Source organism: Ramlibacter sp., assembly GCF_035554825.1.
Lineage (GTDB): Bacteria > Pseudomonadota > Gammaproteobacteria > Burkholderiales > Burkholderiaceae_C > Ramlibacter.
This window is the reverse complement of the sequence record NZ_DATMHS010000113.1, coordinates 1-6,248: the sequence shown is the minus strand read 5'-3', so window position 1 is coordinate 6,248 and position 6,248 is coordinate 1. Positions and strand designations below refer to the sequence as shown.

Genomic DNA, 6,248 nt, shown 5'->3' with positions numbered 1-6,248 from the left:
GAACCTGATGCCCTGCGTGTTCCCGATCCTGGCGATCAAGGTGGTCGGCTTCACCCGCCACGCCGGCGACCGCCGCGGGCACCGGCAGGCGGGCCTGGCTTACAGCGCAGGCGTGATCGCCTCGTTCGCGGCGCTTGGCGGCCTCATGCTGGCCCTGCGCGCGGCCGGCGAGCAACTCGGGTGGGGCTTCCAGTTGCAGTCGCCGGGCGTGGTGGCGGCACTGGCCGCGCTGTTCACGCTGATCGGCCTGAACCTGGCCGGGGTATTCCACTTCGGCCACGTCCTGCCGTCGCGCGTGGCGACGCTGGAGGCGCGGCATCCGGCCGCCAACGCTTTCCTGTCGGGCGTGCTGGCGGTGGCCGTCGCCTCGCCCTGCACCGCCCCGTTCATGGGCGCGTCGCTCGGGCTGGCCATCGGCTTGCCGGCGCTGCAGGCGCTGCTGGTCTTCGTCGCGCTCGGCACCGGCATGGCCATCCCCTACCTGGCCGCCAGCTGGATTCCGGCCGTGGCGCGGCTGCTGCCCCGTCCCGGTCCGTGGATGGACACCTTCCGCAAGCTGATGGCCTTCCCGATGTTCGCGACGGTCGCGTGGCTGGTCTGGGTGCTTGGACAGCAAAGCGGGATCAATGGCGCCGGCGCCTTGCTGGTACTGCTGGTGGCGCTGAGCATGGTCGCATGGGCTCTCACCCTGCCGGGCCGCGCGCGCGCCGTGCTGGCCTCGGTCGCGGTCGCGGTGCTGGCCCTGGTCGCCTGGTCGACGGGCTCCCACATCACCACGGCGGCCCCGGGGCCGACGGCGCGCGCCGAGAACGGTGTCTGGCAGCCCTGGCAGCCGGGGCGGGTCGAGGAACTCGTCGCGTCCGGGGATGCGGTGTTCGTGGACTTCACGGCCGCCTGGTGCGTCACCTGCCAGTACAACAAGCAGACCGTGCTGTCGCGCGACGACGTCCTGGGCGGCTTCGCGGCCAAGAAGGTGACCCTGCTGCGCGCCGACTGGACCCGGCGCGACCCGCAGATCACGGCCGCGCTGGCGCAACTCGGGCGCAACGGCGTGCCGGTCTACGTCTTCTACAAGCAGGGCCGGGCGCCGGTCGTGCTGTCCGAAGTGCTGAGTGCGGCCGAAGTGCGCGCCGCCATCGCCGCCTTGTAGCCGGCGCGGCTGGAGCTGCGCGCCTGCGTACACTGGCCGCCATGACCGACATCCCCACGCTGCGCCGGATCCTCGGCACTTGCAGGACCATCGCGGTGGTCGGCCTGTCGCCGCATTGGCACCGGCCCAGTTTCTTCGCGGCCAAGTACATGCAGGGCCACGGCTACCGCATCGTGCCGGTCAATCCGGCGGCCAGCGAAATCCTGGGCGAGCGCTGCTATCCGAGCGTCAGCGCCGCGGCCCTCGCGCTGGCTGCCGGCGGCGAGCGCATCGACATGGTGGACTGCTTTCGCAAGAGCGGCGACATCGCGCCGATCGCCGACGAGGCGATAGTCGCCGGCGCGAAATGCCTGTGGCTGCAGATCGGGGTGGTCAACGAGGCCGCGGCGGCCACGGCCCGCGCCGCCGGCCTGGAGGTGGTGATGGACCGTTGCGTCAAGATCGAGCATGCGCGCCTGTTCGGTGGTCTCAACTGGGCCGGCGTCAACACCAGGGTGATCTCGTCGCGCCGGCCGCAGCAGCTGCCTTATTGAGATGAGCAGCCAACCGACCACGCCGCCCGGGGCCGACCACGAGTACGGCTTCGGCACGCGGGCGATCCACGCCGGCGCCGTGCCCGATCCGGTGACCGGCGCCCGCGCGACGCCGATCCACCAGACCACCAGCTTCGTCTTCGACTCGGCCGAGCATGCCGCGAGCCTGTTCAATCTGCAGACGTTCGGCAACGTCTACAGCCGCATCAGCAACCCCACGGTGGCGGTGCTCGAGGAGCGGGTCGCCTCGCTCGAGGGCGGTCGTGCCGCGCTCGCCTGCGCCACCGGCATGGCGGCGCAAATGACCGCGTTGCTGGCGATCCTGAAGTCGGGCGACCACATCGTCGCCGCTTCCACCCTGTACGGCGGCAGCATCGGCCAGCTCGGCATCGGGTTCGGGCGGCTGGGCATCGAAACGACCTTCGTCGATCCCCAGGACCCCGACAACTTCCGCCGCGCGATCGGTCCCAACACGCGCGCCGTGTACGGCGAGACGCTGGGCAACCCGCTGGTCAACGTGTTCGACATCGAGGCGGTGGCGAAGATCGCGCACGAGCACGGCCTGCCGCTGATCGTCGACAACACGGTGGCCAGCCCCTACCTGTGCAACCCGTTCGCCTTCGGCGCGGACATCGTCGTCCACAGCGCCACCAAGTACCTGGGCGGCCACGGCACGACGATGGCCGGGGTGGTGGTGGAATCGGGCACGTTCGACTGGGGCTCGCCGCTCGCGCGCGACAAGTTTCCCGAGATGCTGGAGCCGAGCCGGGCTTATCACGGCGTGAAGTTCTACGAGACCTTCGGCGACTTCGGCTACACCATGAAGGCGCGCATGGAGGTCAACCGCACCTTCGGCGGGTCGCTCTCGCCGCTCAATGCCTGGCTGATCCTGCAGGGGATCGAGACGCTGCATCTGCGCATGCAGGCCCACTGCCGCAACGCGCTGCAGGTGGCGCGCTTCCTGGCCGACCATCCGCTGGTGGGCTGGGTCAACTATCCGGGACTGGAGAGTTCGCCGCACCATGCGCTCGCCAGGAAGCAGTTCCGCGCGATCGACGGCCTGCCGGGCGCCTCCGGCATCCTCACCTTCGGCATCCGCAGCCGCGACCCGGCGCGCGCCGGCGAACGGTTCATCGACGCCTGCCAGTTCCTCAGCCATCTGGCCAACATCGGCGACGCCAAGACGCTGGTGATCCATCCGGCATCGACCACGCACCGCCAGCTCAACGACGAAGAACTGGCCCGGGCCGGCGTGCGGCCCGACATGATCCGGCTGTCGGTCGGCATCGAGGACGCCGCGGACATCATCTGGGACATCGACCAGGCGCTGCGCGCCGCCAATGGCTGAGCCTCGGCCCCGGCCGGCTCAGCACGTCCCGTTTCCCTTCCTCACAAGGACGCGGCTTCTTCCGACCCGCCGGCCCCGCCGGCGCCGGTAAAAAGGTGCGGCCCCATCGGCTCAGCCGGTCGCGCCCTTGTTCAGCGGGCGCCGGTTCGCGATGTCGGGCGCAACGGTACAGCCGCGGCTTGGATGCCGCGTGCTGCCGCAACAAACGGAGTATTCATGGACAAAGGCAGTGAGAGTTTCCAGTCGGCGGTGTCGGCGTCGGTGCCCGGCCAGCGCGGCTTCGACTACCTGATCGTCGGCGCCGGCTTCGCCGGCAGCGTCCTGGCGGAACGGCTGGCGCGCGGCTTGAACCAGCGGGTGCTGGTGGTGGAGAAGCGCCCGCACATCGGTGGCAATGCGTACGACCGCTACAACGACGACGGGGTCCTGATCCACCCCTACGGCCCGCACATCTTCCACACCAATTCGCCGGACATCTTCGACTACCTGTCGCGCTTCACCCAGTGGCGGCCCTACCAGCACCGCGTGCTGGCGAGCGTGGACGGCCAGATGGTGCCGATGCCGATCAACCTCGACACCATCAACCGGCTGTACGGGCTGAGCCTCACCTCGTTCGAGGTGGAGAAATTCTTCGAATCGGTCGCCGAGAAGAAGGACAGCATCAAGACCTCGGAAGACGTGGTCGTCAGCAAGATTGGCCGCGAGCTGTACAACAAGTTCTTTCGCGGCTACACGCGCAAGCAATGGGGCCTCGATCCGTCCGAGCTCGACGCCAGCGTCACGGCGCGGGTGCCGACCCGCACCAACCGCGACGACCGCTACTTCACCGACACCTTCCAGGCGATGCCGCTGCACGGCTACACGCGCATGTTCGAGCAGATGCTGGACCATCCCAACATCAAGGTCATGCTCAACACCGACTACCGGGAGGTGGTCGACGTGCTGCCCTGGAAGCACATGATCTACACCGGGCCGGTGGATGCATTCTTCAATTACAAGTACGGCAAGCTGCCGTACCGCAGCCTGGAGTTCCGGCATGTCACGCTGCCCCAGGAGCAGGTCCAGCCGGTGGGCACCGTGAACTTTCCCAACGACTACGGCTACACCCGCATCAGCGAGTTCAAGCACATCACCGGACAGACCCATGCCAAGACCGCCGTGGTCTACGAATACCCGCGCGCCGAGGGGGACCCCTACTACCCGGTGCCGCGGCCGGAGAACGCCGAGCTCTATCGCAGGTACGAGGCCGACGCCGAAGCGACCGAGAACGTGACCTTCGTCGGCCGGCTGGCGACCTACAAGTACTACAACATGGACCAGGTGGTCGGGCAGGCGCTGGCGGCATTCAAGCGGCTGCAACAGCGGCATCGGGAGGCCGCGGCCGGCCTCGCCGCGGCCGACACCCTGGCGCCGGCGAGCGCATGACGGGCATCGAGCTGTGGGCCGGACCGGAGTGCACGGTCAACCGGGTCGGCGACCGGTATCTGGACCAGCTGGCGGCCAGCGGGTTCGAGCGGCGCATCGAGGACCTGGACCGGCTGGCCGGCATCGGCGCCAGGCGGCTGCGCTTTCCGCTGCTGTGGGAGCGCATCTCGCCGCGGCCCGGCGCGTTCGACTGGACCTGGAGCGACCCGCGGATCGAGCGCCTGCACGATCTGGGCGTGGCCCCGATCGCCGGCTTGCTGCACCACGGCAGCGGGCCGCGCCACACCAACCTGCTCGATCCGGCGTTCCCCGAACTGCTGGCGGGTTACGCCCGCGCCGTCGCCCAACGTTACCCGGACATCGACGCGTACACGCCGGTGAACGAGCCGCTGACGACGGCCCGTTTCAGCGCGCTGTACGGCCTGTGGTATCCCCACGCCCGCGACGACAAGAGCTTCGTGCGGGCGCTGCTGAACCAGGTGCGTGCCACGGTGCTGGCAATGCGCGCCGTGCGCGAGGTGAACCCGAAGGCGCTGCTGGTGCAGACCGACGATCTCGGCTTCACCGACAGCACCCCGCGGCTGCGCTACCAGGCCGAGTTCGAGAACCTGCGCCGCTGGCTCAGTTTCGACCTGCTGACCGGCCGCGTGGACGCCCAGCATCCGCTGCGCGGCTACCTGCGCAATCACGGCGCCAGCGAGCAGGAACTGCAGCAGCTGGTGGATGAGCCCTGTCCGCCCGACATCGTCGGCATCAACAGCTACGTCACCAGCGAGCGCTTTCTGGATGACCGGCTGGAGCACTACCCACCGCACATGCACGGCGGCAATGGCCGCGACCGCTACGCCGACATCGAGCTGGCACGGGTGCATGGCCGCTCCCTCGGCGGCTTCCCGGCGCGGCTGCGCGAGGCCAGCGAACGCTACCGGCTGCCGGTGGCGATCACCGAGGTCCATCTCGGCTGCAGCCGCGACGAGCAGCTGCGCTGGCTGCACCAGGCGTGGCGCGCGGCCCAGTCGCTGCGCCAGCAGGGCCACGACATTCGCGCCGTGACGGTGTGGGCCGCGTTCGGCACCTACGACTGGGACAGCCTGGTGACCCGCCCGGCCGGCCACTACGAGCCTGGCCTGTGGGACGTCAGCAGCGGCGAGCCGCGGCCCACCGCCCTGGCCTCGCTGGCGCGGCAACTGGCGCAGGGCGACACTCCCGACAACCCGGTGCTCGACGGGCCCGGCTGGTGGCAGCGCGAGCTGCGGCTGGAGTACCCCCCGCACGGCGAGCTCGAGTCGCTGCCGGTGCAGGGCCGCCCGCTGCTGATCACAGGCGCCTCCGGCACGCTGGGACGCGCCTTCGCCCGCTTCTGCGACCTGCGCGGCCTGCCGTACCGGCTGCTGTCGCGGGCCGACATGAACATCGCGGACGCGGCGTCGGTGGCGGCGGCGCTCGAGCGCTGGCGGCCGTGGGCGCTGGTCAACACCGCCGGTTTCGTTCGCGTCGACGACGCCGAGCGCGACCCGCGGCAGTGGATGGACAACCTGGTCGGCCCGGCCCTGCTGGCGCAGGAATGCGCGCAGCGCGGCGTCCGGCTGCTGACGTTTTCCAGCGACCTGGTGTTCGACGGCAGCAAGTCCACGCCCTATGTGGAAAGCGATGCGCCGGCGCCGCTCAACGCCTACGGGCGCGCCAAGCTGGAAGCCGAGCGGCTGGTGCTCGATCACGCGCCCGACGCGCTCGTGATCCGCACCGCGGCCTTCTTCGGTCCCTGGGATCCGCACAACTTCGTCGCGCAGAC

5 protein-coding genes are annotated in these 6,248 nt (G+C 69.8%); all 5 read left to right on the top strand.

All coding sequences use genetic code 11. The features are described from left to right. Positions 1–1,150: protein-disulfide reductase DsbD family protein (locus tag VNT59_RS14320; RefSeq protein WP_325499197.1), on the top strand; the 1,150-nt coding region annotated here is incomplete at its 5' end. 41 nt (positions 1,151–1,191) lie between these two features. Further along, a complete protein-coding gene (locus VNT59_RS14315; protein ID WP_325499195.1) occupies positions 1,192–1,683 on the top strand; it encodes a CoA-binding protein in 492 nt (163 codons plus the stop codon). Position 1,684: 1 nt separating this feature from the next. After that, a complete protein-coding gene (locus VNT59_RS14310) occupies positions 1,685–3,031 on the top strand; it encodes an O-acetylhomoserine aminocarboxypropyltransferase/cysteine synthase family protein (protein ID WP_325499193.1) in 1,347 nt (448 codons plus the stop codon). Between the two features lie 216 nt (positions 3,032–3,247). Next, positions 3,248–4,456, top strand: a complete 1,209-nt coding sequence (gene glf, locus VNT59_RS14305; RefSeq protein WP_325499191.1) for a UDP-galactopyranose mutase — start codon at positions 3,248–3,250, stop codon at positions 4,454–4,456. Next, positions 4,453–6,248: family 1 glycosylhydrolase (locus VNT59_RS14300; RefSeq protein WP_325499189.1), on the top strand; the 1,796-nt coding region annotated here is incomplete at its 3' end. The genes glf and VNT59_RS14300, both read left to right, overlap by 4 nt.